The organism is Jatrophihabitans endophyticus (assembly GCF_900129455.1).
In the GTDB taxonomy this organism is placed as follows: Bacteria; Actinomycetota; Actinomycetes; order Mycobacteriales; family Jatrophihabitantaceae; genus Jatrophihabitans; species Jatrophihabitans endophyticus.
This window is the reverse complement of record NZ_FQVU01000002.1, coordinates 40,069-62,300: the sequence shown is the minus strand read 5'-3', so window position 1 is coordinate 62,300 and position 22,232 is coordinate 40,069. Positions and strand designations below refer to the sequence as shown.

Genomic DNA, 22,232 nt, shown 5'->3' with positions numbered 1-22,232 from the left:
ACTCGTCCCCGGGCCGTCGCGCGTCCCGTGGGGGTCTCGACATCGAGGTGACGAGGGTTTTGAGTGTTCAGGGTGACTGACGAATCGCCGGCACGGCGGACGGAACGGCGATCGTGAAGCTGGAACTGCGGGGCATCACGAAGCGGTTCGGCTCGCTCGTCGCGAACGACGCCATCGACCTCACCGTCGAGCCGGGCGAGATCCACGCCCTGCTCGGCGAGAACGGCGCCGGCAAGTCGACGCTGATGAACGTCCTCTACGGGCTGTACCACCCCGACGCCGGCGAGATCCTGCTCGACGACCGGCCGCAGCACTTCGCCGGGCCCGGCGAGGCCATGGCCGGCGGGATCGGCATGGTCCACCAGCACTTCATGCTCGTCCCCGTCTTCACCGTCGCCGAGAACGTCATGCTCGGCAACGAGTGGACGACCGGCCCCCTCGGCTTCCTGTCCCAGAAGCAGGCCCGGGCGAAGGTGCGCGAGCTGTCCGACCGCTACGGCCTGCAGGTCGATCCCGACGCCGTCGTCGGCGACCTGCCGCTGGGCGTGCAGCAGCGCGTCGAGATCCTCAAGGCCCTCATCCGCGACGCCAAGGTGCTCATCCTGGACGAGCCCACCGCCGTGTTGACGCCGCAGGAGATCGACGACCTCATCCGCGTGATGCGCGAGCTGGCCGCCGCCGGTACCGGCATCGTCTTCATCACCCACAAGCTGCGCGAGGTCAAGGCGGTCGCCGACCGCATCACCGTCATCCGGCGGGGGAAGGTCGTGGGCGAGGCAGCGGCCGCGGCGTCCGAGGCCGAGCTCGCGTCCCTGATGGTCGGCCGCGACGTCGCGCTCGTGGTCGACAAGCCACCCGTCGAGACCCGTGACGTCGCCCTGCGCATCGCCGACCTGGTGGTCGAGGACGACCGGGGCAGCACCACCGTCGACGGCGTCACGCTGGACGTCCGGGGCGGGGAGATCGTCGCGCTCGCCGGCGTGCAGGGCAACGGCCAGGAGCAGCTCGTCGAGGTCCTGCTGGGGCTGCGCCCCGCCGAGCGCGGGACGGTGGAGCTCGACGGCGAGTCCGTGCTCGGCCGGAGCACCCACAGCATCCTGCAGCGTTCCGTGGGCTTCGTGCCCGAGGACCGCCAGCACGACGGCCTCGTCGGCTCCTTCAGCGTGGCCGAGAACCTCGTCCTCGACCTCTTCGACCGGCCGCCCTACGGCGGCCGGCTCGGCATGGACAACGCCGCGGTCGCCGACAACGCGCAGCAGCGGGTCACCGAGTTCGACGTGCGGCCACCCGAGCCGGCTGCGCCGGCGAACACGCTGTCCGGTGGCAACCAGCAGAAGGTCGTCATCGCCCGGGCGATGTCGCGCCCGCTGCGACTGCTCGTCGTCTCGCAGCCGACGCGCGGCGTGGACGTCGGCGCGATGGAGTTCATCCACCGGCGCATCGTCGCCGAACGCGAACGCGGCACGGCGATCGTGCTCGTGTCCAGCGAGCTGGACGAGGTGCTGTCGCTGGCCGATCGCATCGCGGTCATGTACCGCGGCAAGATCATCGGCGTGCTCCCGTCGGGGGCGACGCGCGACGAGGTGGGGTTGATGATGGCCGGCGTGCCGCAGGAGCAGGCGCAGCAGGAAGCGCTCGAGAAGCCCTCGCTGCTCGCGGGCCTCGACGCGGACGGAGGCACCGCGTGACCGCGTCGGTCCTGACGAAGCCGGGCGCGCCGGAGCCCGCCGACGCGTCGCCGCCCTCGCGGTGGCGCACGATCGCGGGCAGCGAGGGACTCGTCACCGTCCTGGCCATCGTCGTCGCGCTGGTGATCGGCGCGGTGTTGATGGTCTTCTCCGACGACGAGGCCCGACGCGATCTGGGCAGCGACTTCGGCAAGTTCTTCCCGCGGGCGTGGGAGGTCGTGTCGGGCGCCTACAGCGCGCTGTTCCAGGGCTCGATCTTCAGCCTGCACGGCGACGGCTCGCTGAGCGGCGCGCTCGGCCCGATCGCCTCGTCGATCACGCAGGCCGGCCCACTCATCCTCGCCGGCCTCGGCGTCACGTTGGCCTTCCGGGCCGGGCTGTTCAACATCGGCGCCGAGGGCCAGATCACCGCGGGCGCCACCGTCGCCGGGGCGGTCGGCTTCGGGATCTCGCTGCCCCCGCTGCTGCACCTCGTGGTCGCGATCGTGGCAGGCATGCTCGGCGGCGCCGTCTGGGGCCTCGTCGCCGGTGCGCTCAAGGCCAAGACCGGTGCGCACGAGGTCATCACGACCATCATGCTCAACTACGTCGCGTCGTTCGGGCTGCTGTTCATGCTGCAGCAGACCTGGTTCCAGGGGAAGGACAACCAGCAGAGCAAGGTCGTCCACGGCACCGCCCGGCTGCCGCACCTGTGGGGCAATGCCCTGCCCGTCGACTTCGCGATCGTGCTGGGCATCGCGGCCGCGGCGTTCCTGTGGTGGCTCCTCTCGCGCAGCACCGCCGGCTTCCGGCTGCGGGCGGCCGGCGCCAACCCGGCCGCCGCACGCACCGCCGGCATGAACATCGGCAACACCACGATGCTCGCCATGGCGATCGCGGGCGGTCTCGCCGGCCTCGCCGGGGTGGCGCTCGCCCTCGGCAGCTCGAACTCCTACCAGGTCACGCAGGGCATCTCGTCCAACATCGGCTTCGACGCCATCACCGTCGCACTGCTCGGGCGGATGCGGCCGTGGCCGACGTTCTGGGCCGGCATGCTGTTCGGCGTGCTGCGCGCCGGTGGCACGGCGATGCAGGCACAGGTGCAGATCCCCGTCGACATCGTGCTGGTCATGCAGGCCGTCATCGTCGTGTTCATCGCGGCGCCGCGGCTGACCCGAGCGACGTTCCGGATCAAGGCGACCGGGCGGGCGCTGCAGACCGCGGCCACGAACCTCGCCGTGGTCGTCAACGAACGCGCGGCGTCCCCCGACCGCAAACGCCTCGTCGCCGGCGTGACGCAGCTCGTGCTCGGCGTCCTGGGGCTGCTCGTCTTCGGGCTCGGCAGCCGCTCGGCGGGCACCGCGGCCTTCCAGCTGTCGGCGCCGGGCGCGGCCATCGACCTGGGCGGGGTCGCGATCCAGGCCCGGCCGGTGACCCTCGTGCTGTGTGCGCTCGTCGTGCTCGCCGGCGTCGCCCGGCTCACCGGCCGGGCAAGCGGCCGGTGGACGGCGACGGTCACCGTCGTCGGCCTGCTCGTCGCCTTCATCTTCTGGTCCGTCGCCGGCTCGCCGAACGGGCTGAACGTCGTGAGCCTGCTGCAGGGCACGATCTTCCCCGGCGCCATCCCGATCATCCTCGGCGCGATGGCCGGCGTGCTCGGCGAGCGTGCCGGCGTCGTCAACGTCGCCATCGAGGGCCAGCTGCTGTTCGGGGCGTTCCTGGCCGCGCTCGTCGGGACGATCGCGGCGAGCGCGTGGATCGGCGCGATCGCCGGTCTCGTCGGCGGCCTGATCGTGGCGGCGCTGCTGGCGGTGCTCGCGATCCGCTACCTCGTCGACCAGGTCATCGTCGGCGTGGTGCTCAACGTGCTGGTGCTGGGGCTCACCACGTTCCTCTACAGCAAGGTCATGCAGCCCTCGGCCGACACCTACAACCAGCCGCCGCACTTCCCGATCGTCGAGATCCCGGGGCTGTCAGACATCCCGATCATCGGTCCGGCGCTCTTCGAGGGGACGATCTTCCTGTTCCTGACCTACGCGATCGTGATCGTGGTGGGTGTCGCGCTCTTCCGCACCCGCTGGGGATTGCGGGTCCGCGCCGTGGGCGAGCACCCGCGCGCGGCCGACACGGTCGGCATCAAGGTGCTGCGGACCCGCTACCGCACGGTGTGGCTGGCCGGGGCCATCGCGGGTCTCGGTGGCGCGTTCCTGGTGCTGGGCAGTGGCGCGGCGAACACCTTCCAGATCAACATGTCGTCCGGCAAGGGCTTCATCGCGCTCGCCGCGGTGATCTTCGGCCGGTGGCACCCGCGCGGCGCCGTGCTGGCCGCGTTGCTGTTCGGCTTCGCCGACCAGCTGCAGTCGCTGCTGCAGCAGGCCGACTCGCCGATCGACTCCAACTTGCTGCTGATGGCGCCCTACCTGGTCACGCTGTTGGCGGTGGCCGGCTTCATCGGCCGCTCCCGTCCGCCCGCCGCGGACGGCCAGCCCTATACGAGCAGGGGATAGCGCACGCATGAGTGACATCGACTGGGGCACGCTGCGGCGTGCCGCCCTCCAGGCCATGGGCAACGCCTACGCGCCGTACTCGCAGTACCCGGTGGGGTGTGCGGCCCTCGTCGACGACGGCCGCATCGTCACCGGCTGCAACGTCGAGAACGCGTCCTACGGCGTGGGACTGTGCGCCGAGTGCGGGCTGGTGTCGGCACTGCACGGCAGCGGCGGCGGCTCGCTCGTCGCCTTCGCCTGCGTGGACGCGCGTGGCGACGTCCTCATGCCGTGCGGCCGGTGCCGCCAGCTGCTGTGGGAGCACGGTGGGCCCGACCTGCTCGTCGACACCCCCGACGGCGTCAAGCAGATGATCGAGGTCCTGCCGCTCGCCTTCGGCCGCGAGAGCCTCGGCTGAGGTGGCCGAACAGTTCGACGCCGTCGACGTCATCCGCACCAAACGCGACGGCGGCCGGCTCGACGACGCCCAGATCGACTGGGTGATCGACGCCTACACCCGCGGCGCCGTCGCCGACGAGCAGATGTCGGCGCTGGCGATGGCCATCCTGCTGCGCGGCATGGCGATGCCCGAGATCGAGCGCTGGACGGCGGCGATGATCGCGTCCGGCGAGCGGCTGGACCTGGGCTCGGTCACCCGGCCGACCGTGGACAAGCACTCCACCGGCGGCGTCGGTGACAAGATCACGCTGCCGCTCGCGCCGCTGGTCGCGGCGTGCGGTGCCGCCGTGCCGCAGCTGTCGGGGCGCGGCCTCGGCCACACCGGCGGCACGCTGGACAAGCTGGAGTCGATCCGTGGCTGGCGGGCGGGGCTGACCAACGCCGAGTTCCTCGCGCAGCTCGACGACGTCGGCGCGGTGGTCTGCGCGGCCGGTGCCGAGCTGGCGCCGGCCGACCGCAAGCTCTACGCGCTGCGAGACGTCACCGGCACCGTCGAGGCGATCCCGCTCATCGCGTCCTCGATCATGAGCAAGAAGATCGCCGAGGGCTCGTCCGCGCTCGTGCTCGACGTCAAGGTCGGGACGGGTGCGTTCATGAAGTCCCGCGACGACGCCGCGGAGCTCGCCCGCACCATGGTCGCGCTCGGCACGGCCGCGGGCACCCACACCGTCGCGCTGCTCACCGACATGTCGACCCCGCTCGGGCTGACGGCCGGCAACGCGCTCGAGGTGCGCGAGTCGGTCGAGGTGCTCGCCGGGGGCGGCCCGGCCGACGTCGTCGAGCTGACGCTCGCGCTCGCCCGCGAGATGCTCGCCGGTGCCGGGATCGACACCGACCCCGCGGACGCCCTGCGTGACGGCCGGGCGATGGACGTCTGGCGCGCGATGATCGCCGCGCAGGGCGGCGACCCAACCGCGCCGCTGCCGACTGCCCGCGAGACGCACGTCGTCACCGCACCGTCGTCCGGGGTGCTGACCCGCCTCGACGCGCTCGCCGTCGGCGTCGCCGCCTGGCGGCTCGGGGCCGGTCGCGCCCGCAAGGAGGACCCGGTGTCGGCCGGCGCCGGTGTCGTCCTGCACGCCAAGCCGGGTGACCAGGTGACCGCCGGCCAGCCGCTGCTGGAGCTGCACGCCGACGAGCCCGTCCGCTTCGAGCGGGCCCTCGCCGCCCTCGAGGACGGTTGGGAGATCGGCGACACCGCCCCCGCCCGCAAGCTCGTCCTCGACCGCATCGCCTGACTGGCGACTTCCCAGGTCGACTGGCGACTTCGGGGCCGACTGGCGACCTATAGGTCGCCAGTCGGCCCGAAGGTCGCCAGTGAACATGCAAGGTCGCCAGTCGGCCCCCACGTCGCCAGTCGGCCCCACGTCGCCAGTCGGCCCCACGTCGCCAGTCGGCCCCGAGGTCGCCAGTCGACATGCGAAGTCGCCAGTGAACATCGAGGTCGCCAGTGACGATGCGGGGGAGCGGGTCGATACGGTGTGAGGATGCCCGTACCTCTCAGCGCCGAGACCATCCGGCAGGCACCCAAGGTGCTGCTCCACGACCACCTCGACGGGGGGTTGCGGCCCAGCACGATCGTCGACATCGCCGGGCGCATCGGCTACCGGGCGCTGCCGACCACCGACGTGGACGAGCTCGCGACCTGGTTCCGGGACGCGTCGTCCTCGGGGTCGTTGGAGCGCTACCTCGAGACCTTCTCGCACACCGTGGCCGTCATGCAGACGGTCGAGGGGCTGCGCCGCGTCGCGCGCGAGGCGGTCGAGGACCTCGCGGCCGACGGCGTCGTCTACGCCGAGATCCGCTGGGCCCCCGAGCAGCACACCGAGGGCGGCCTGACGCTGGAGCAGGTCGTCGAGGCCGTGCTGTCGGGCTTCCGCGAGGGAGAGGCCGCCGCGGCGGCCGCCGGGCAGACGATCCGGGTGGGCGCGATCGCGACCGCCATGCGGCACGCCGCCCGCTCGCTGGAGATCGCCGAGCTGGCCGTGCGCTACCGCGACGACGGCGTCGTCGGCTTCGACATCGCCGGCGCCGAGGCGGGCTACCCGCCCACGCGGCACCTGGACGCGTTCGAGTACCTGCGCCGCGAGAACGCCCACTTCACCATCCACGCCGGCGAGGCGTTCGGGCTGCCCTCCATCTGGGAGGCAATCCAGTGGTGCGGCACCGACCGGCTCGGGCACGGCGTGCGCATCGTCGACGACATCACCGCCGGCGGGAAGCTCGGCCGGCTCGCCCAGTACGTGCGCGACAAGCGCATCCCGCTGGAGATGTGCCCGTCGTCCAACGTGCAGACCGGCGCGGCGAACTCGATCGAGGAGCACCCCATCGGGATGCTGCGGCGCCTGCAGTTCCGGGTCACCGTGAACACCGACAACCGGTTGATGAGCCAGACGTCGATGACCCGCGAGCTGACGCTGCTCGCCGAGGCCTTCCACTACACCTGGGCCGACCTGCAGTGGTTCACCGTCAATGCGATGAAGAGCGCGTTCATCGGCTTCGACGAGCGGCTCGCCATCATCAACTCCGTCGTCAAGCCCGGCTACGCGCGGCTGACCGCCTGAGCCGCGTCACCGGCACGGCGGGTCGTACGGGACTCCCGGCGCGTACAGCGCCCATTCGTCGCGCGTGATCGGGTCGCCCACCCGCGTGCACAGCCGGGCGCCGTACGCGGCGACGTCGACGTCCCACACGGCCACCGAGGCCGCGCGGCCGGCGCCGAGCAGATGCGTGCCGTCGGACGTCCAGGCGAGGGCGAAGACGTTCCCGCCGAGCGACTCGAGCGTCTCGACGGGCACCCGGATCGGCGTCCCCGCGACGTCGTAGAGACGGACCGCGTCGTCGGAGGAGCCGACGGCGAGCTGCGTGCCGTCGGGACTGAACGCCAGCGCGAAGTTGTAGCCGGTCGAGCCGATGAGGCGCGGCCCCACCGGGACCACCGTGGCGCCGCCGAGCCGCCACACGCGCGTCGTGTGATCGGCGCTGCCCACGGCGACCCGGTCGGACGCCGGGGCGAAGGCGACGGAGTACGCGTAGCTGGCGAAGCCGCCGAGCCGTGCCCGCAGCCGCGGCCGGGCGGGTGTCGAGATGTCCCACACGTAGCCGTGCGCGTCGGCGCTCGCCGCGGCCAGGTATCGCCCGTCGGGGCTGATCGCGGTGTTGAGCACCAGCCCGCCGGTCATCACGGTGGCGACCTGCCGCGGGCGGGCCGGATCGCGGACGTCGAGCAGGCGCACGGAGTCGTCGTCGCCCCCGACGGCGAGCAGCCGACCGTCCGGCGACCACGTCAGGGACTCGACCAGCGAGCCCGACCGCAGCGCCTGCAGCACGTGCCCGAGGACGGCCGGGTGGGCCGGCTCGTGCACGTCGAACAGCGCGACCCGACCCTCGGGGTTCCCGGCGGCGACGACGGCGCCGTCGCGGCGCAGCGCCACCGTGCCGGTGATCGGCGCGCTGCCGGCCGGCATCGTGACGAGGGGCGACATCCGTCGTGGCCGGTCGGGGTCGCGCAGGTCCCACAGCCGCAGCCCGCCGGCGGTGCCGCTGGTCGCGACGGCGAGCCGGCGGCCGTCCCGGGACGCCGCCAGGTTGTAGACGCTGTCGTCCGTGGGCAGCCCGGCCGAGGCGGGATAAGTGCGCAGCGTGCCGTCGGCGGCGGTGGTGAGCAGGGTCGTGCCGTCGGGGGTGTAGGCCACGCCCGTCACCGGGCCCGGATGGCCGAGCGAGGACAGCGCGGTCCAGCTGACGGTGGACCACTGGCTGACCGCGCCCTCGGAGGTCGCGGCGACGAAGCCGGCGCCGCCCGGCGCCGCGGCCAGCGCGTTGACGTTGCCGGTGGTGACGGTGACGGCGGCGTGCCGGGGTCGCATCGTGGCGGCATCGAGCGCGACGACCTTGCCGCCGACGTCCCCGACGAAGAGGTCGCGGCCGTCGTGCGACCACGCCGCCGCGAGCAGCGCGTCGCCCAGCGGCGCCGCCCTCCGGCCGCCGGTCACCGCCGTGCCGGCGACGCGCCAGGTGCGGACCGCGCCGTCCTTCGCGGCGACGGCGAGCCGCCGTCCGTCCGGGGCGAAGCGCACTCGCATCGCGGTGACGCCGGCCGCGGGTGCTCCGGCGGGAACCGCGAGGGCGCGTGGGGTCGACGGGTCCCGCACGTCCCAGACGCGCACCGGGTGCGGGCCCGTCCCGGCGACGGCGAGCAGGGTCCCGGCGGGCGAGAACGCGACGTCCTGGACGTCGTCGGTGAAGCCGGTCGCCACCACGCCGGTGGGCTGGGGCCGACCCGGGTCGCGGACGTCCCACAGCCGGACCACCTGGTGCGCCTCGCCGCCGACCGCGAGCGTGTGCCCGTCGGCGGAGAACGCCAGCGCGAAGACCTGGTGCCGCGCCGCGTCGGCGGCCGGTACGACGCCGAGCGCGACCGGCACCGCCGCGGTCCGGCGGTACAGGTGCACCGTGCCGGTGTCGGCGTGCCCGACCGCGAGCAGTCGGCCGTCGGCCGAGAGCGCGAGCGGTGTCGGCCCCTGGGAGCCCAGGACGCGGGTGATCGCCGGTCGGCTCGACTGGTCCACGAGCGCGCCGCGCGCGTCGTCCGTGGGCGCCTCGCGGTACGCGACCAGGGCCAGCTGCGCAGCCAGCGCCGGATCGGCGGCGGACAGCTCGCGGGCACGGCCGGCGATCTGCCGCGACACCGCCTCGTCCCGCGCGTCACGGGCCCTGCCCTCCGCGGTGGCGGCGTGCGAGCGGGCGTCGAGGGAGTACGCGGCGAGGCCGGCGGCGACCAGGGCCAGGGCGGCGACCGCGGCGAAGAGTCGCCGCAGCCGGCGGGTGCGGCGGCGGGCGCGGTGCCGGGCCGCGTCGCGGGCGGCGGTCCCGGCCGCGACGTAGTCGCGCTCGAGCGGGTTGAGCCGGGTGCGCAGGGTGGGGCTGGCGGCGAGCTCGGCCGCGGCCGCGAGTCGGGTGCCGCGCAGCAGCAGCGCGTCGTCGCGGTCGGTGGCGTCCCACTCGTTGGCCGCCTGCGTCACGGTGCGCGACAACCGCAGCCCGTCGCGGTCGGTGTCGATCCAGTCGCGCAGCCGCGGCCAGGCGGTCAGCAGCGCCTCGTGACTGATCTCGACGGTGCCGTCGCCGGACGTGAGCAGCCGGCGCCGCACGAACTCGGCGAGCACGCCGCGGAGGGCGGAGTCGGCGTCGAGCAGCGCCGCCAGCTCGGCGCCGGCCACCCGGCGCCGGGTGACGGCGACGTCGTCCTCGATGCGGACGAGGCGCAGGAACAGATCCCGCGCGGCGTCGCGACCGGCCGCGTCCAGGCTGTCGTAGGCCTGCTCGGCGGTGCGCTGGACCGCGCCGTCCAGGCCACCCGCGGTGCGGTAGTCGGCGACGGACAGCAGCCGACCCGTCCCGAGCTCCCACGCGGTGAGCAGGGCGTGCGACAGCAGCGGGAGGGATCCGGCGTCGTGGGCCGCGGTGGGGGAGTCGCGCGGCGCGAGGTCGGCGAGGACGAGGTCGGCGAGGCCGGGCTCGACCGTGACGCCCACGGCCCGGGCCGGCCCCTCGACGGCGTCGCGCAGCGCGTCCGCCCCGAGCGGACCGAGCAGGATCTGCCCGTGCTGCAGCGTGGTCACCAGCGCGGGCTCCGCCGCGGCGCGGGCGTAGAAGTCCGCGCGCATGCCGAGGACCACCCGTACGCCGGCGGGCGGGGTGGTCAACCGGTCGAGGAAGGCGGCGCGGGTGGCGGCGTCGTCGGTGGCGGTGAACAGCTCCTCGAACTGGTCGAGGACGAGGACACCGGCCGATCCCAGCTCCGCCAGCGCCTCGTCGAGTGCGCGGTGCGGGTCGTCGCCCGGTGTGGTGACGACGCACGAACCGGCGCCGTCACGGGCGAGCACCGCCGCCGCGACCCCCGCGCGCAGCAGGGAGGACTTCCCGGACCCGGACGGCCCGATCACGGCGAGCAGCGAGCCGGCGGGCTGCTCGTGCCCGGCCACCAACCGGGCCAGCACCGCCTCGGTCTCGCTCGTCCGGCCGAAGAAGACGTCGGCGTCCGCGACGTCGAAGGACGCGAGACCGGGGTAGGGCGACCCGGGGCGCGTGACCCGCGCCGGTGTGGCACGGACCCGGCGGGCCGCGTCGAGCCACGCCGCCACCTCCGCCTGGCCGAGCCCGCACTCGCGCAGCATCGCGGCGAGCGTGGTCAGCTGCCCGGGGGTGGGCAGGTTGCGCCCGCTGAACCATCCCCCGAGCGTCGCGTGCGGGACGCCCACGCGCCGGGCCAGCTCGCGGATCGACAGGTCGGCTCGCGCGCGGACGGTGCGCAGCCCCGCCGCCAGGTCCGCCCTCGTCAACACGTCCCGCGGCTCGGGCGACGACCCAGCCTCCATGACGTTCCCCTCCGCCCCCGGACCGGTCGGCGAATCGTAAGTCACGTCGCGGGTGCGCGCCGGTCGGGTGTACGGGGTCGTACGGGTATCGCCGCTCGCCCTCTGGCCGGGCCCGCCGGTTGCCATAGTCGAAACCGCCGGCGGGGCCGCCGCCGACGTCGATCGCGGGGGGAACGTGACGGTGGGCGAGTCAGGGCTGCGAGGGGATCCGGGTGCCGACCTGCGCGCGGACCCGCGGGTCGCGGCCGCGCCGCACGCCACCCGTCACGACGCGGGGCCGGCGGCGGGCCCGGCCGAGCGACTGTGGGGTCGGCTCGGAGCGTCGATGCGGGCGATGCGCACGGCCGCGGGGCTGTCCCTGCGCCAGGTCGAGAGCGAGACCGGGACGGGGCGCGGGACCCTGTCGCAGATCGAGACGGGCAAGGCCAGGCCCAACCGTGCCGTGGTGGAGTGGTACGACACCGTGCTGGGTGCCGACGGCCTGCTGCTGTCGGTCTTCGCCGAGGCGCGCGGCGCCTACGCGACGGCCGGGCACCGGGACGCGAGGCGGCGCGCCGTCCCCGGCGACGCGATGGTCGTGACCGATCCGGCGTTGCCCCACGGCCTGCTGCTCGACCCGGGCGCCGTCGTCGCGGCGGCCTGGACGTTGCACAACATCGGCGTCGTGCCGTGGTCGGGGCGCCGGCTGGTGCGTGTCGGCGCGCACGCGGCGCCGGGTCTGCCGGCGAGCGCGCGTGACGCCCCCGTCCCGGCGTGCGGACCGGGGGAGCGGGTGCGGGTCGAGGTCGCGATCCGGCTGCCGGTCCTGCCCGGCAGCTTCGCCGCCTACTGGCACCTGGGCGACGAGGCCGGCCGGGACTGCACCCCCGCCGGTGCCGAGCTGCCGTGCGTGCTGCTGGTGGTGGCTGCCGGTCTCAGAGCGTGAAGCTGCCGACGATGCGCTGCAGTTGGGCCGAGGCCGACCCGAGGTCGCCGACGGCGCGGCGCGCGGCGTCGACGCTGCGGGCGCTCTCGCCGGTGGCGTCGGCGACGCGGTCGACGTTGTCGGCCACCACCTGGGTGCCGGTCGCGGCGGCACCGATGCTCGCCTCGATGGCGCGGGTCGCGGCGGTCTGCTCCTCGACGGCGGCGGCGATGATCGTCTGGAACGAGTTGACCTCGGCGATGACCTCGCTGATCCGGGAGATCGCGGCGACGGCGGCGGCGGTGTCGGTCTGGATGTCGCCGACCCTGCTGGTGATGCTCTCGGTGGCCTTGGCCGTCTCCTGCGCCAGGTCCTTCACCTCGCCCGCGACGACGGCGAAGCCCTTGCCCGACTCGCCGGCGCGTGCCGCCTCGATGGTGGCGTTGAGGGCGAGCAGGTTGGTCTGCGAGGCGATCGAGGTGATGACCTCGACGATCTCGGCCACCTCGCGCGAGGACGTCGCGAGCTTCTCGATGAGCACGCTCGCCCCGCCGGCGGCGTCGACGGCGCGGGACGCGACGTCGGTGGCCTGCGAGGCGCTGCGCGCGATCTCGTCGATGGCGCCGCCCAGCTCGACGGTGCCGGCGGCGACCGCGGCGACCTCACCGGTGACGTCCTGCGAGGCCGACGCGGCCTCGCGGGCCCGAGCGGAGGTCGCGACCGAGACGGTGTTGAGGTCGTCGGCGACGGTGCCGACCTGGGCGGCGGCGCCCTCGACGGACCGCGACGAGGCCACGATCGTCGACACCGTCTCGCGCAGCCCCGCCACAGCGTCGTGCAGGGCGCGCGACATGTCGGTGATCTCGTCGTGACCGGCAGCGGCGTCCACGGTGTCGGCTGCGCGGGCCGGGCCCGGCACGGCGAGGTCGCGGCCGGCCAGCCGGCGCAGCTGGTCACCTGCGGCCCGGACCGGGCGGACGATGCTGGCGGTGACCAGCGTGACGAGCAGGCCGGCGAGCACCAGCGCGAGACCGAACACGGCGAGCATGACCGAGCGGGCGTGCGTCGTGGCGGAACGACCGTCCGCGACGGCCTGCGCGACGCGGGCGGACGTCGCCTGGATCGTCTTGTCGGTGAGCGCGAGGACCTTGTAGTACACCGGGTAGCTGTCGTCGACGGTGACCTTGCTGGCCGCGGTCTGCTCGTTGCGGCGCAGCAGCGCCACGATCCGGTCGTCGACGGCGAAGAAGGTGTCGACCTCGCTGCGCAGCTCACGGAACGTCGTCCGGTCGGCCGCGGTCATGGCGCCGACGTCGATCCGGCGCAGCAGGGCGAGCAGGTCCTGCTTGTCCTTGAGGTAGCCGGCGCGGTTCTCCGAGGTCGGGTCGACCGACTTCGGGCCGCCGAGTCGCGCGGCGTCGCCGAGGTAGGCGACCTGCCAGCCCGACACGTCCGCGTCGAAGAACTTGATGGTGTCGATCTGGTGGGCGAGCTGCTGCAGCCGGGCGAGGTGGTTCGCACGGTCCTGGGCCGACGACAGCGTGCCCAGCCCCACGGCCACGGCGGCCCCGAGCAGCGCGCTCACGACGGCGAAGCACAGCCCGAGTCGCCAGCCGATACGGACCCTGCGTACTGCGCCGATCATGTCTGCCTCTCCCGGCCCGTCCCTGGACCTTCGACGCAGACATCGGCCGGATTCCGCCAGACCTGAGCGAACCCGGCAGACGGTCGGGCGATCAGTGCACCAGTCCGCGTGCCTGCTTGGCCTGCAGGACCCGCAACACCGCGGCGTCGACGAGCTTTCGGAACGACGCGTCGGAGCGTGCCTCGGCCAGGAGCGCCGTCGTCATCGGGCCGGCGTCGCTGCCGACGACCGACAGCGCGATGTCGCCGCCGGCCCGCACGAAGCGCACCGCGCGTTCGCCCGGCGGGTACGCGGCGACCTGGTCGGCGGCACCGATGTCGTCGCTCACGACGACGCCGCGGAAGCCGAACCGCTCGCGGAGCAGCCCGGTGACGATCCGCGTCGAGAACGCGGCCGGGGTCCCTGGATCGATGCGCCGGTAGATCGCGGTCGACATCATCACGAACGGCACCCCGGCGGCGACGGCCGCGCGGAACGGGCCCAGGTCGGCGTCGTCGGCCTCGGTCACGGTGTCGGTGACGCCGGCCGCGACGTCGGTGTTGCCGCTGACGCGGCCGAGGCCGGGGAAGTGCTTCACCACCGGGTCGACACCCGCGTCGGCCATGCCTTTCGCGAACGCCAGCCCGTGCGAGGTGACGACGCGCGGCGTCGAGCCGTACTGCCGGTCGAGATCGCCGATGGGCGGGTTCGCGCCGCCACCGGCGGGCACCACGTCGAGGACCGGGCCGAGGTTCACGTTCACGCCGGCGTCGCGCAGCTGCGCCCCCCACCGCGCCGCGTCACGGCGCAATGCGGTCGCCGACCGCTGCCCCTGCACGGTGCCGCTCGGGATGCGGTCGAAGCCCTCGCCCTGCAGCCGCTGGACGAGCCCACCCTCCTGGTCGGTGGCGACGAGGAGGCCGACCCGATCCCCGGCGAGCGAGCTCAGCTCGCGGGTGACGCCCCGCGTGGCCGACGCGCCGGCGCGGCTGGTGCCGTCGAGGATGACCGAGCCGACGTCGTAGCGCGTGAGGGCCGTCCGGGTCGCCGGGGCGACGCCGGTGCTCGGACAGTCGATCATCACCAGCTGCCCGACGCGCTGCCGCAGGCTCATGCGCGCGAGCGCGCGCTGCGCCGCCGTGGCCGGGGTCGAGGTCGACGCCGGGGTCGACGCAGGTGTCGAGGTCGGTGCGGGGGTCGGTGTCCCCGGCGGCGTCGTGGTCGCCCCCGCGGTGGTCGGCGCGGACGTCGCCGGGGTCGTGTTCGGCGCCCCGTCCCCGTCGGAGCCGGAGCAGCCGGCCAGCGCGACGACCGCGACGGCGGACAGGACGACGGCGGCGGCACGCATCCCCCGACCCTAGGTCGGCGCACGGCACGGTGCCGGGTCAGCCCTGCTGCAGCCCGAGCGGGGCGTCGTCGAACAGGCCGCGGACCAGCTCCAGCGACCGGATCCGGTCGGCCAGGTCGTACACCTGCGTGGTGATCATCAGCTCGTCGGCCTCGGTGTCGGCGAGCAACCGCCGCAGCGAGGCGGCGACGGTCTGCGGCGAGCCGATGGCCTGGCCGTCGCGGCGCTGCAGGACGAAGTGCTGCTCGGCCGGGGACCACGGGTACGCCGCCGCCTGCTCGGCCGTCGGCAGCTTGCCGGGGTTGCCCTGCCGCAGCCGCAGGAACGACAGCGCCGACGGCAGCGCGAGCCGGTCGGCCTCCTCGTCGGTGGGCGCGCAGACGGCCTGCACGGTGACCATCGCGTACGGCTTGGTGAGCAGGCCGCCCTCGCGGAACGCGGAGCGGTACCGCTCGAGGGCCGGCAGTGTGTGCGTGCCGGCGAAGTGGTGCGCGAACGCGAACGGCAGCCCGAGCATCCCCGCGAGCTCGGCGCTGAACAGGCTCGAGCCGAGCAGCCACAGCGGCGGCTGCTGCTCGGGCGCCGGGACCGAGACCACCCGGTCGCGGTAGGGGTGGTCGGCGGGGAAGTCGTCGGCGAGGAAGCAGGCGAGCTCGCCGAGCTCCTCGGGGAAGTTGTCCGCGGCGAGGTCCTGCCCCCGCCGCAGGGCGTGGGCGGTGAGCTGGTCACTGCCCGGGGCGCGGCCGAGGCCGAGGTCGATGCGGCCGGGGTGCAGCGCGGCGAGGGTGCCGAACTGCTCGGCGATCGCGAGCGGTGCGTGGTTGGGCAGCATCACGCCGCCCGAACCCACCCGGATGCGCTCGGTCGCCGCGGCGATCGCGCCGATCAGGACGGCCGGCGCCGAGCTGGCGATGCCGGGCATGCTGTGGTGCTCGGCGACCCAGAACCGGCTCAGGCCGAGCTCGTCGGCGCGACGCGCGTGCGCGATCGTCGCCTGCAGGGCCTCGGTCGGGCCGGTGCCCTCGGCGACCGGCGCGAGGTCGAGGACGGACAGCGGCGTCGGCGGCAGCGGCTCCGCCGTTCCTGGCTTCATTGCCGGTCCAACGCGCGCCGGCCGGTCGGTGTTCCTCAGCTGCTCTCGTCGCGCAGGCAGCTGCGCACCTCGGCCACGAGGTCGGCCCAGTCGTCTTTGTCGACGTCGGGGCCGTCGAGGACGTCGGTGTCGGCCTCGAGCCCGCAGAACTCGGCGAGCTGGCGCAGCACCCCGGCACCGGCGGACGACGGCTTGCGCAGGTCGAACGCGGCGTCCGCCGCGGGGGCGAAGTCGGCGTCGTCGGTCACGTCGGCGAGCTCGGACCACCACTCGAGCTTGACCAGCCGGTGCTCCTCGGCCTCGCGGCAGTAGCGGGCAAGGTCGGCGAGGTCGGTGAAGACGACGACCTGCTGGTCGTCGCCGAGGAAGGCGGTGGCGGTCTCGTCGCCGTCGGCGTCGACGGAGACGTCGCCGCGCACGGTCAGGTAGGTGGCGTCGGCGAAGCGCAGCTCGATCGGTTCGGCGCCGACCCGCTCCCAGACCGAGGCCTGCTCGTCGAACTCGCTCTCGCTGAAGTCGCCGCGCCAGTTCAGCCAGTCCTCGACGCGGGCGATCGCGCGCTCCCAGGACTCGGCGATGGTGTCGCCGAGCTCGTTCCAGCGCTTGCGGCCGTCACGTCCCTGGTAGGTGTTCTCCTCGTCGACGAGCTCGGCGAACGCGGGCGTGCCCTCGACCAGCCGGCGCAGCTTGCCGTCGTCGCAGCAGTCGGCGATCTTGGCCACCATGTCGACGACGTCGGCGAGCGCCGACACGTGGACCGGGTCGGGCTCGCCGCCGGCCCACTCGTACACGGCGTCGAGGTCGTAGCGGTCCTCGGTGCTCGGCCGCAGCTCGTCGGGCGTCGCCTTGAGGACCTGCCCCCACCCGGGGTGGTCGGACAGGTCGTTCTCCTCGCCCGAGGCGATGAAGGCCGCCAGGTCGGCGGTGTTGGGGTAGAGCAGGATCTTCTGGCCGTCGCCGAGGAAGCCCTGCCATTCGTCGCCGTCCTCGTCCTCCCACGGCGGCGCCCACAGCGTGAGGCCCGTGCGGTCGTTCACGGTGAGCGTGATCGGGATGATGGCGGCAGCCGACGACGTCATAGTCGCGAACCTACCGGGCGCGCCGGAGCTCTTCGAAATCGTCGTACCGCGGTGGATGATCGGCGGTATGACCGATTCGCGCATCCCGTTCACCGGCAGCCTGCGGCAGTGGTGGGACGACGCCACCGTCGTCGGCGCGCTCGCGCCCGCCACGACCGTCGAGGCGACGCTGGTGCTGCGGCGGCGGGCCGAGCCCGACGCCGCGGCGTTCGGCGGAGCGCCGCTGCGCCGGGAGGAGCTGGCCGAACGCTTCGGGGCCGACCCGGCCGATCTCGACGCGGTGCGCGCCGCGGTCGAGGGGGCCGGCGCCGAGGTGGTGTCGGCCGATGCCGCCACCCGGCTGGTACGGGTGCGCGGCGAGGCCGATGCGCTCGGCGCCCTGTTCGGCACGACGCTGCGCGAGGTGCGTCTCGCCGGTGGCGGTTCGGCGCGGCAACCCGCCGGCGAGCTCGCCGTCGCCGGCCCGCTGGCCGACCCGCTCGTCGCCGTGCTGGGGCTCGACGACCGGCCGCAGGCGCGGGCGCGGTACCGCGTCGCCCGTGCCGACGCCGCGGTCACCAGCTACACCCCGCCCCAGCTCGCCGAGGTCTACGGCCTGCCGGAGGGGGACGGTGCAGGCCACACGATCGCCGTCGTCGAGCTGGGCGGCGGCTTCGGTCAGGACGATCTCGACGCCTACTTCGGCGGTCTCGGGCTGGCCACGCCGAGCGTCACCGCGGTCGGTGTCGACGGCGCCGAGAACCAGGCGGGGCAGGACCCGGACGGCGCCGACGGCGAGGTGCTGCTCGACATCGAGGTCGCCGGCGGCATCGCCCCGGCCGCCGCCCAGGTCGTGTACTTCGCGCCCAACACCGACGACGGGTTCCTCGACGCCGTCACCCAGGCCGCCCACGCCACGCCCGCACCGACGGCGATGAGCATCAGCTGGGGGCAGAGCGAGGACCAGTGGAGCCCGCAGGCCCGCGACGCGATGGACCAGGCCTTCGCCGACGCGGCGCTGCTGGGCGTGACCGTCACCGTGGCCGCCGGCGACGACGGCAGCTCCGACCGGCAGGCCGACGGGAACCCGCACGCCGACTTCCCGGCTGCGAGCCCGCACGTCCTCGGCTGCGGTGGCACCACGCTGCAGCTGGACTTGGCCGGGCGCGTCGGCAGCGAGGTCGTCTGGAACGACGGCGGCCAGGGCGGCTCCACCGGCGGCGGGGTCAGCACCGCGTTCGCCCTGCCGGACTGGCAGGCGGGCGTCGGGGTGCCCGCCGGCCCTGCCGGAAAGGCCGGGCGGGGCGTCCCCGACGTCGCCGCGGTCGCCGATCCGCAGACCGGCTACCAGGTCCTGGTCGACGGCCGGCGCAGCACGATCGGGGGCACCAGCGCCGTCGCCCCGCTCTGGGCCGGGCTGGTCTGCCGGCTGGCGCAGGCGACCGGGCGTCCCCTCGGCCTGCTGCAACCCACCCTCTACGCCGGCGTGCAGCCCGACGCCCCCGCCGCCGGCTTCCGTGACATCACCCAGGGCAGCAACGGCGTCTACCGTGCGCAGCCGGGTTGGGACGCCTGCACCGGTCTCGGCGTCCCCGACGGTCCGGCCCTGCTCCAGGTGGTCGACGGCGCGGGATGAGGGGCGCGGGACGAGGTACGGGTCGCGGCGAGGCGATCAGCCGGTGGCCGCGGCGATCGACGCGTAGAAGGCCCCGGGGTCCTCGGCGAGTCCTGCCTTGACCGTCCGGCTCCAGTCGTCGACCAGCACCTCGACCTCGCCGGCGGCGAGTCCGTCGAGCGCGATGCGGACGACGTCGGCCGGGTCGAGGAGCGGGCCGTCGTAGCCGGCCATCATGTCGGTGTCCGCCGCGCCGAGGTGCACGCCGACGACCTGCGTGCCCTGTGCGGCGAGCTCGACCCTGGTGGCGTTGGTCAGGCTCCATTCCGCCGCCTTGGCCGCGGCATAGGAGGTCGCGCCGTCCCAGGAGAACCACGACAACGCGGAGAGGAGGTTGACGACGGCCCCACCGCCGTTGCGGGCGAGGACGTCGGCGAAGGCGCGGGTCACGCCGAGCGTGCCGAAGAAGTGGGTGTCCATCTCGCGCCGGATCTCACTCAGCTCCCCCCGGACGAGGTTCTGGTAGGCCGAGATGCCGGCGTTGTTCACCAGCAGGTCGACGTCGGGAGCCGCCGCGGCGACATCCTCGATCGAGCGGGGATCGAGCAGGTCGAGCGTGAGGGGCCGGACGCCCGGGGTGGTGATGCTCCCCGGATCGCGCGCGGCGCCGTAGACCGTGGCGGCGCCGCGTTCGAGCAGCTGCTCGGTGAACCGGCGACCCAGGCCGCGGTTCGCTCCGGTGACGAGCGCGACCGATCCTTCGATGTCCATCGTTGTCTCCTGCGTCAGGTGGTGGGGTGGAACCCCGTCGACGCTAGAATCTGACGTTGACGTCAGAGGCAACTCCGTGAGACGAGGGTCACCCATGCGGATCGGTGAGCTGTCCCGGCAGACCGGCGCCAGCCCGCGAGCGCTGCGGTACTACGAGGAGCAGGGGTTGCTCGTCCCCGAGCGCAGCTCGAGCGCGCAGCGCCACTACGCCGCCGCCGCCGTCGATCGGGTGATCCTGCTGCGCCGCCTCTACGCCGCCGGCCTCACGAGCCGCACCATCGCCTCGCTGCTGCCCTGCGTCGACGCCCCGTCACCGGCCGTGACCCGCGAAGCCGTCGGGCTCATGCGGCGCGAGCACACCCGCCTCGGCGATCAGATCGCCGAGTTGACCACCACCCGCGACCAGCTCGCCTACCTGATCGACGCGGCGCAGGCCTACCACGACGGCCAGACCACCGACCCGACGTGCGAGGGAACGGGGAGCAGCGCCGCCTGACTCGTGGCGGTACGGGTGATGCTGCCGAGTCACACGCCGATCGGGTGCCAGACGGTCTTGGTCTCGGTGAACGCGGTGAGGCGCTGCAGGCCGGGGTCGGCCGCCCAGTCCCGCGACCGCGGGACGTGCACCCGCTTCACGTTGTCGGCGGCGGCGCGCTGCAGCTCGACGACGTCCTCGGCCGGGGCGCCGGTGAGGTCCAGGGCGTTCACGTCGCGGTGCGAGGCCAACCACGGGGCGAGCTCGGCGGGGTGCCCGGTGAGCAGGTTGACGACGCCACCGGGCACGTCGGAGGTCGCGAGCACCTCGGCGAGCGTGATCGCCGGCAGCGGGTGGCGCTCGGCCGCCACGACGACGGCGGTGTTGCCGGTCGTCAGCACCGGCGCGAGCACGGAGACGAGCCCGAGCAGTGAGGAGTCATGCGGCGCGAGCACGCCGACGACGCCGGTCGGCTCGGGCAGCGAGAACGTGAAGTACGGCCCGGCCACCGGGTTGGTCGAGCCGACGACCTGGGCGAACTTGTCGGCCCAGCCGGCGTAGTGCACCCAGCGGTCGATGGCGCGGTCGACCTGCTCGCCCGCCCGGGCCGAGGGCACGCCCTCGCTCGCGGCGATCTCGGCGACGAACTGCTCGCGCCGCCCCTCGAGCACCTCGGCGACCCGGTACAGGACCTGGCCGCGGTTGTAGGCGGTGGCGCCGGACCACGCCCCGAACGCGCCGCGCGCGGCGACGACGGCGTCGCGGAGGTCCTTGCGCGACGCCTGAGCGGCGTGGGCGAGCAGCGTGCCGTCGGCGCCGGTGACCGGGTACGAGCGCCCGGACTCCGAGCGGGGGAAGGCGCCGCCGAGGTAGAGCTTGTACGTCTTGCGCACGTCCAGCCGGTCAGACATCGAGGTACGCCTCCAGCCCCTGCCGGCCGCCCTCGCGGCCGAACCCGGACTCCTTGTAGCCGCCAAACGGCGCCGTGGGGTCGAAACGGTTGAACGTGTTGGCCCAGACGACGCCGGCGCGCAGCCGGCCCGCCATCGCCAGGATTCGCGACCCCTTCTCGGTCCACACCCCGGCCGAGAGCCCGTAGGGCGTGTTGTTGGCCTTGGCGATCGCCTCGTCGGGCGTGCGGAACGTGAGCACGGACAGGACGGGGCCGAAGATCTCCTCCTGCGCGATGCGATGCGCCTGCGAGACGTCGGTGAAGACGGTGGGCGCGAACCAGTAGCCGCGCTCCGGCAGCTCGCAGGGCGGCGACCAGCGCGTCGCACCCTCGTCCTCGCCCGCATCGGTCAATGCGCGGATCCGCGCTAATTGAGCAGCGGAGTTGATGGCGCCCACGTCGGTGTTCTTGTCGAGCGGGTGACCCACCCGCAACGTCGTCAGCCGGCGCTTCAACGCGGCGACGACCTCGTCGGCGACCGACTCCTGGACCAGCAGCCGCGATCCCGCGCAGCAGACCTGGCCCTGGTTGAAGAAGATGCCGTTGACGATGCCCTCGACCGCCTGGTCGATGGGGGCGTCGTCGAACACGATGTTCGCGGCCTTGCCGCCGAGCTCGAGGGTGACCTTCTTGCCGGTGCCCGCGATCGTGCGCTGGATGATCTTGCCGACCTCGGTCGAGCCGGTGAAGGCGATCTTGTCGACGTCGTCGTGCTCGACGATCGCCTGCCCGATGGCAGGCCCGCCGGCGAGCACGTTCACCACGCCCGGCGGCAGGTCGGCCTCGGCCACGATCTCGGCCAGCACGAGCGCGGTCAGGGGCGTGGTCTCGGCCGGCTTGAGGACGACGGTGTTGCCCGCGGCGAGCGCCGGCGCGATCTTCCACGCCGCCATCAGGAGCGGGAAGTTCCACGGGATGACCTGACCGGCGACACCGAGCGGTCGGGGCGCCGGGCCGAGCCCTGCGTAGCCGAGCTTGTCGGCCCAGCCGGCGTAGTAGAAGAAGTGCGCGGCGGCCGAGGGGATGTCGACGTCGCGCGACTCGCGGATCGGCTTGCCGTTGTCGAGCGACTCGAGCACGGCCAGTTCGCGACCGCGCTCCTGGATGGCCCGGGCGATGCGGAACAGGTACTTGCCGCGCTCGGCCCCCGACATCGCCGACCACGGGCCGTCGTAGGCGCGTCGCGCGGCCCGCACGGCGTCGTCGACGTCGGACGGCCCGGCCTCGGCGACCTCGGCGAGCGGCTGCTCGTCGGCGGGGTCGATCGTCTTCACGGCCTCGCCCGCGCCGTCACGGAACGCACCGTCGACGAAGATCTGGTAGCTCGGCCGCAGCCGCGCGATGTCGCGCGACTCCGGCGCCGGCGCGTAGTCGAAACGCGGGCCTGTCTCGGTCGTCAT

The 22,232-nt window shown here is 74.0% G+C and carries 16 protein-coding genes and 1 pseudogene; 9 read left to right on the top strand and 8 right to left on the bottom strand.

The annotated features are described in order from the left end of the window. Window positions 1-113: 113 nt before the first annotated feature. From BUE29_RS05495 to BUE29_RS05470, 6 genes and pseudogenes are all read left to right on the top strand, one after another. Window positions 114-1,688, top strand: a complete 1,575-nt coding sequence (locus tag BUE29_RS05495; RefSeq protein WP_073387316.1) for an ABC transporter ATP-binding protein — start codon at window positions 114-116, stop codon at window positions 1,686-1,688. Window positions 1,689-1,828: 140 nt separating this feature from the next. Further along, window positions 1,829-2,812, top strand: a pseudogene (locus tag BUE29_RS23625) (ABC transporter permease); the annotation flags it as partial. 66 nt (window positions 2,813-2,878) lie between these two features. After that, window positions 2,879-4,174 (top strand): ABC transporter permease, encoded by a 1,296-nt coding sequence (locus tag BUE29_RS23620; RefSeq protein ID WP_073389357.1) that lies wholly within the window; start codon window positions 2,879-2,881, stop codon window positions 4,172-4,174. Between the two features lie 7 nt (window positions 4,175-4,181). Further along, window positions 4,182-4,571, top strand: coding sequence for a cytidine deaminase (locus BUE29_RS05480; protein WP_073387313.1), 390 nt, complete (start codon window positions 4,182-4,184; stop codon window positions 4,569-4,571). 1 nt (window position 4,572) lies between these two features. Then, window positions 4,573-5,850 carry a thymidine phosphorylase gene (locus BUE29_RS05475; RefSeq protein WP_073387310.1) on the top strand — a complete coding sequence of 426 codons (1,278 nt, stop codon included), beginning with the start codon at window positions 4,573-4,575 and terminating at the stop codon, window positions 5,848-5,850. A gap of 249 nt (window positions 5,851-6,099) precedes the next feature. Then, complete coding sequence (locus BUE29_RS05470; protein WP_073387307.1) at window positions 6,100-7,176, top strand: adenosine deaminase; 1,077 nt, start codon at window positions 6,100-6,102, stop codon at window positions 7,174-7,176. Between the two features lie 6 nt (window positions 7,177-7,182). Here BUE29_RS05470 and BUE29_RS05465 read toward each other — a convergent pair whose 3' ends face one another. After that, complete coding sequence (locus BUE29_RS05465) at window positions 7,183-10,959, bottom strand: nSTAND1 domain-containing NTPase (protein ID WP_159440827.1); 3,777 nt, start codon at window positions 10,957-10,959, stop codon at window positions 7,183-7,185. Between the two features lie 214 nt (window positions 10,960-11,173). Here BUE29_RS05465 and BUE29_RS05460 point away from each other — a divergent pair, with 214 nt between their 5' ends. Continuing rightward, window positions 11,174-11,917, top strand: coding sequence for a helix-turn-helix domain-containing protein (locus BUE29_RS05460; protein WP_143168012.1), 744 nt, complete (start codon window positions 11,174-11,176; stop codon window positions 11,915-11,917). On the opposite strand, the gene BUE29_RS05455 is transcribed toward BUE29_RS05460, so the two are convergent. The 4 genes from BUE29_RS05455 to BUE29_RS05440 form a co-directional block, all read right to left on the bottom strand. Further along, complete coding sequence (locus BUE29_RS05455; RefSeq protein ID WP_073387299.1) at window positions 11,907-13,541, bottom strand: methyl-accepting chemotaxis protein; 1,635 nt, start codon at window positions 13,539-13,541, stop codon at window positions 11,907-11,909. The genes BUE29_RS05460 and BUE29_RS05455 overlap by 11 nt on opposite strands. A gap of 91 nt (window positions 13,542-13,632) precedes the next feature. Beyond that, window positions 13,633-14,868: a glycoside hydrolase family 3 N-terminal domain-containing protein gene (locus BUE29_RS05450; protein WP_073387296.1), complete on the bottom strand. Its 1,236-nt coding sequence runs from the start codon at window positions 14,866-14,868 to the stop codon at window positions 13,633-13,635. A 37-nt stretch (window positions 14,869-14,905) separates the two neighbouring features. Continuing rightward, a complete protein-coding gene (locus tag BUE29_RS05445; RefSeq protein WP_073387293.1) occupies window positions 14,906-15,961 on the bottom strand; it encodes an LLM class flavin-dependent oxidoreductase in 1,056 nt (351 codons plus the stop codon). Window positions 15,962-15,996: 35 nt separating this feature from the next. Continuing rightward, the gene (locus tag BUE29_RS05440; RefSeq protein WP_073387290.1) at window positions 15,997-17,040 is read right to left on the bottom strand and encodes a hypothetical protein; all 1,044 of its coding nucleotides are present in this window, start codon (window positions 17,038-17,040) and stop codon (window positions 15,997-15,999) included. Window positions 17,041-17,107: 67 nt separating this feature from the next. Between BUE29_RS05440 and BUE29_RS05435 the strand changes: the two genes are divergently transcribed. After that, entirely contained in the window at window positions 17,108-18,655 is a 1,548-nt protein-coding gene (locus tag BUE29_RS05435; protein WP_073389355.1) for a S53 family peptidase, read from the top strand. 36 nt (window positions 18,656-18,691) lie between these two features. On the opposite strand, the gene BUE29_RS05430 is transcribed toward BUE29_RS05435, so the two are convergent. Next, window positions 18,692-19,405 (bottom strand): SDR family oxidoreductase, encoded by a 714-nt coding sequence (locus BUE29_RS05430; RefSeq protein WP_073387287.1) that lies wholly within the window; start codon window positions 19,403-19,405, stop codon window positions 18,692-18,694. Between the two features lie 94 nt (window positions 19,406-19,499). On the opposite strand from BUE29_RS05430, the gene BUE29_RS05425 reads away from it, so the two are divergent. Continuing rightward, entirely contained in the window at window positions 19,500-19,901 is a 402-nt protein-coding gene (locus tag BUE29_RS05425; protein ID WP_143168011.1) for a MerR family transcriptional regulator, read from the top strand. A gap of 29 nt (window positions 19,902-19,930) precedes the next feature. Here the strand turns inward: BUE29_RS05425 and BUE29_RS05420 are convergent, their stop codons facing one another. After that, window positions 19,931-20,791 (bottom strand): aldehyde dehydrogenase family protein, encoded by an 861-nt coding sequence (locus BUE29_RS05420; RefSeq protein WP_073387285.1) that lies wholly within the window; start codon window positions 20,789-20,791, stop codon window positions 19,931-19,933. Continuing rightward, window positions 20,784-22,232, bottom strand: a complete 1,449-nt coding sequence (locus tag BUE29_RS05415; protein WP_073387282.1) for an aldehyde dehydrogenase family protein — start codon at window positions 22,230-22,232, stop codon at window positions 20,784-20,786. Before BUE29_RS05415 ends, BUE29_RS05420 begins: the two co-directional genes overlap by 8 nt.

Bases quoted from the DNA above. Each gene is read 5' to 3' on its own strand.
- BUE29_RS05415 (WP_073387282.1), bottom strand. From the start codon at position 22,232: ATGACGACCGAGACAGGCCCGCGTTTCGACTACGCGCCGGCGCCGGAG.
- BUE29_RS05480 (WP_073387313.1), top strand. From the start codon at position 4,182: ATGAGTGACATCGACTGGGGCACGCTGCGGCGTGCCGCCCTCCAGGCC.
- BUE29_RS05430 (WP_073387287.1), bottom strand. From the start codon at position 19,405: ATGGACATCGAAGGATCGGTCGCGCTCGTCACCGGAGCGAACCGCGGC.
- BUE29_RS05470 (WP_073387307.1), top strand. From the start codon at position 6,100: ATGCCCGTACCTCTCAGCGCCGAGACCATCCGGCAGGCACCCAAGGTG.
- BUE29_RS05420 (WP_073387285.1), bottom strand. From the start codon at position 20,791: ATGTCTGACCGGCTGGACGTGCGCAAGACGTACAAGCTCTACCTCGGC.
- BUE29_RS05450 (WP_073387296.1), bottom strand. From the start codon at position 14,868: ATGCGTGCCGCCGCCGTCGTCCTGTCCGCCGTCGCGGTCGTCGCGCTG.
- BUE29_RS05455 (WP_073387299.1), bottom strand. From the start codon at position 13,541: ATGATCGGCGCAGTACGCAGGGTCCGTATCGGCTGGCGACTCGGGCTG.
- BUE29_RS05440 (WP_073387290.1), bottom strand. From the start codon at position 17,040: ATGACGTCGTCGGCTGCCGCCATCATCCCGATCACGCTCACCGTGAAC.
- BUE29_RS05435 (WP_073389355.1), top strand. From the start codon at position 17,108: ATGACCGATTCGCGCATCCCGTTCACCGGCAGCCTGCGGCAGTGGTGG.
- BUE29_RS05445 (WP_073387293.1), bottom strand. From the start codon at position 15,961: ATGAAGCCAGGAACGGCGGAGCCGCTGCCGCCGACGCCGCTGTCCGTC.
- BUE29_RS05425 (WP_143168011.1), top strand. From the start codon at position 19,500: ATGCGGATCGGTGAGCTGTCCCGGCAGACCGGCGCCAGCCCGCGAGCG.